This window comes from Xenorhabdus griffiniae (assembly GCF_001028135.1).
Taxonomy (GTDB): Bacteria; Pseudomonadota; Gammaproteobacteria; order Enterobacterales; family Enterobacteriaceae; genus Xenorhabdus; species Xenorhabdus bakwenae.
Genome location: NZ_LDNM01000059.1, coordinates 1 through 2,496, shown reverse-complemented (window position 1 = coordinate 2,496; position 2,496 = coordinate 1). Strand labels below are relative to the sequence as shown.

General features: G+C 44.2%; 5 protein-coding genes. 4 read left to right on the top strand and 1 reads right to left on the bottom strand.

Annotation, left to right across the window (positions count from 1 at the left end):
- Positions 1–366 (top strand): lysis system i-spanin subunit Rz (locus AAY47_RS23180; protein WP_047770615.1); only part of this gene is annotated, 366 nt, incomplete at its 5' end.
- 49 nt (positions 367–415) lie between these two features.
- A complete protein-coding gene (locus AAY47_RS13215) occupies positions 416–805 on the top strand; it encodes a hypothetical protein (RefSeq protein WP_047770614.1) in 390 nt (129 codons plus the stop codon).
- Between the two features lie 88 nt (positions 806–893).
- Here AAY47_RS13215 and AAY47_RS20705 read toward each other — a convergent pair whose 3' ends face one another.
- Complete coding sequence (locus AAY47_RS20705; RefSeq protein ID WP_235428357.1) at positions 894–1,040, bottom strand: KTSC domain-containing protein; 147 nt, start codon at positions 1,038–1,040, stop codon at positions 894–896.
- 517 nt (positions 1,041–1,557) lie between these two features.
- Here AAY47_RS20705 and AAY47_RS13210 point away from each other — a divergent pair.
- Positions 1,558–2,097 (top strand): KilA-N domain-containing protein, encoded by a 540-nt coding sequence (locus tag AAY47_RS13210; protein WP_047770613.1) that lies wholly within the window; start codon positions 1,558–1,560, stop codon positions 2,095–2,097.
- Entirely contained in the window at positions 2,094–2,489 is a 396-nt protein-coding gene (locus AAY47_RS13205; protein WP_047770612.1) for a hypothetical protein, read from the top strand. The genes AAY47_RS13210 and AAY47_RS13205 overlap by 4 nt, the downstream gene beginning before the upstream one ends.
- Positions 2,490–2,496: the final 7 nt, after the last annotated feature.

Below are 2,496 nucleotides of genomic sequence, written 5' to 3'. Positions count from 1 at the left end.
GACAAGGCCGAAGAATACCATAGCTTAAAGTTAGAGTATGACGAGCAGGTCGCCATCAAAACCAACCAGCAAGAACGCATCCAGCAACTCGCAGAACGGGACACTAAACAACTACAGGAACTCGCCAATGCCAAATCTAAACTTGATGAGCTTAGCGATACTCTCCGCACTAACGTTAAGCGCGTGTACATCAAAGCCGAGTGCCCCGTGTCTGAAACCGCTTCCCCCTCCGGCATGGATGGTTCAAGACCCGCCAGACTGGCGAAAGACGCTGAACAGGATTATGTACGTCTCCTCGGAGAACTGGAAACCCTCGAAGCCCAGTTCCTCGGACTGAGGGATTGGGCGAAGATTGAATGTCAGTAGCCTCTGAATAATCAGGGGCTTTTTATTATCAGAAACAGGAAAAGAAACCATGTTTACAGTTAAGCAGATTATCGAGAACGCCACATCATTGTATGAAACCAAAGAGATCACCATTGCTCGTATTGGTTCACCTCAATGGAAACAGGCATTTGATTTGGCTAACGAGTTGGGTATTGAAACCCCAGATGTCATTGAATTTATTCCACCGTCCTATTCAGATGAAGAAATGACACAGGTTATTGAAGAAGAACATTCACTCAGTGTAACCCGTGAAGGTGTGAGCACTAATGATTGTATCGCCATTGTCTGCTCGAATATTCCCAGCCCGACATTCCCGGAGATTCCAGAGCTGGGTGGAGGTGGGTATCAGTTTCTCTACAAAGGGGATCAGCTTTATATCACCAATGAAAGCGGTGCTACGGTAGAAGTGGTTAAGTAAGACCCGTCCTCACCATCTCAGAGCAAATGATACTGAGGTGGTGAGAGTGATAACAAAAAGCGAGGTATTAGCCTCGCCAAGTTAATAATCATCTAACCTTACGGTATGGGTAAACGTTTTTGATGTATTGGTGGAAGTACTTTCCTTTGGAAGAAGCGCTTATCAATCCTTGATGCACATTGTCTGGAACACCATCGTATTGATATATTCCTCCACTATGAAAAGCTATTTCCAATGTTCTCGTGACTTGGTCATAACCAACAGAATGAAGGTTTGAAGATGAAACAGATACACGATTCAATTTCTAAATCTCCTTTATACGGGAAAAGTCCCGAGGAGATATTGGAATACTTTAAGAAATATAACTTTGTGGACGATCACGGGCATCGCCTTGAGATGTGCCAAGATTTCATTGATTTGATCAATATCACAGTAAGCAAAGAATAAGTATTTATCAATTTAAAGAAATTAACACGCTAAACCACCACACTCCGCGGTGGCTTTTTTATTTCGGTGTCCATTCCCTGAGTGGCTACAGGAATAACCCATGCTGCCACCTCGTTCCTACCGCGTACCCAACGCACACGGGCTGGTGGCATTTTTTATATCTGAATTTCACCGCTTCTCGCTCGAAGCATAAACACCAAAGAACCTTTCAGGATAAGCCTTGAGGAATACCAGTAGTGGTCTGGTTAACCCTCTTTGGGCTGGTTATTCCTGAGCGCAAGGTTTATCACTAAAAGGAACTGACCATGAATTACCCAACTATCGTCATTGAAAATATTCACGTTCGTAGTAATGAGTTCGGAACCTATAATCTTAATGACCTGCATAAGGCTGCAATCGCAGGAGGTTTGGCGCAGAAGTGGCAGAAGCCAAGCCAATTTTTGCAGAGTGATGGTATTCGGGAGTTTGTTGAGGAAGTGACCAAGGTGCTAAAAAACACCTTGGAACAAAATCAAATACTTAAGATTAACCACGGCGGCAATGAACGCGGCACATGGGCGCATGAATTAATAGCCCTGCGTTATGCTGCTTGGCTCTCTCCTGCTTTTGAAGTGAAGGTCTATCAAACATTCCGTGCTTTTATTCTTGGTCATCTAGGTAAATTTGCTCAGGCAAATCGACTTGAACTTGAATATCAAAGCAAAAAACGCAGGGTTAGCACGGCAGCTAGGATAATGAATAGCTGGGGAGTGGGTGGGGAGAAACAGAGGATCGAATCAGACAGGGAATTACTGGCTAAAGAAATGCAGTTTTCTATTCCTGGTCTGGAGGAAGTGAAATCATGAAAATGCCAACCCATGAGTTTTTATGCTGGCGTGTTGCCGAAGCCTACTGTTATCACCTAATGAAAATCAATCAGAGCCTAGTGTATCGCCATCTGTTTGGTGACATACAGGTCAATCAGCATTTTATTGCCGGTCTGCTTGATGGCAGGCTAAGCGAAAAGCTCAGTTCCAGTAGTCAGGCATTGTTTTACGATAGATTACTTGAACCCTATGAGAAAAAACCCAGTGAACGCGTTGTCTTTATAGGCGGCGTAGCCCCAGAACTCAGCAGACGCGGCAAGCGTTACATGAATGCGTTCCTGCATGAATTCGGGATAATGCTAATGGATATTGGTATCAGAGAGAAAAGCGGTCGGTATCGATTACCTACCGATGAGGAAGTGAATTTGTAATTGCTAA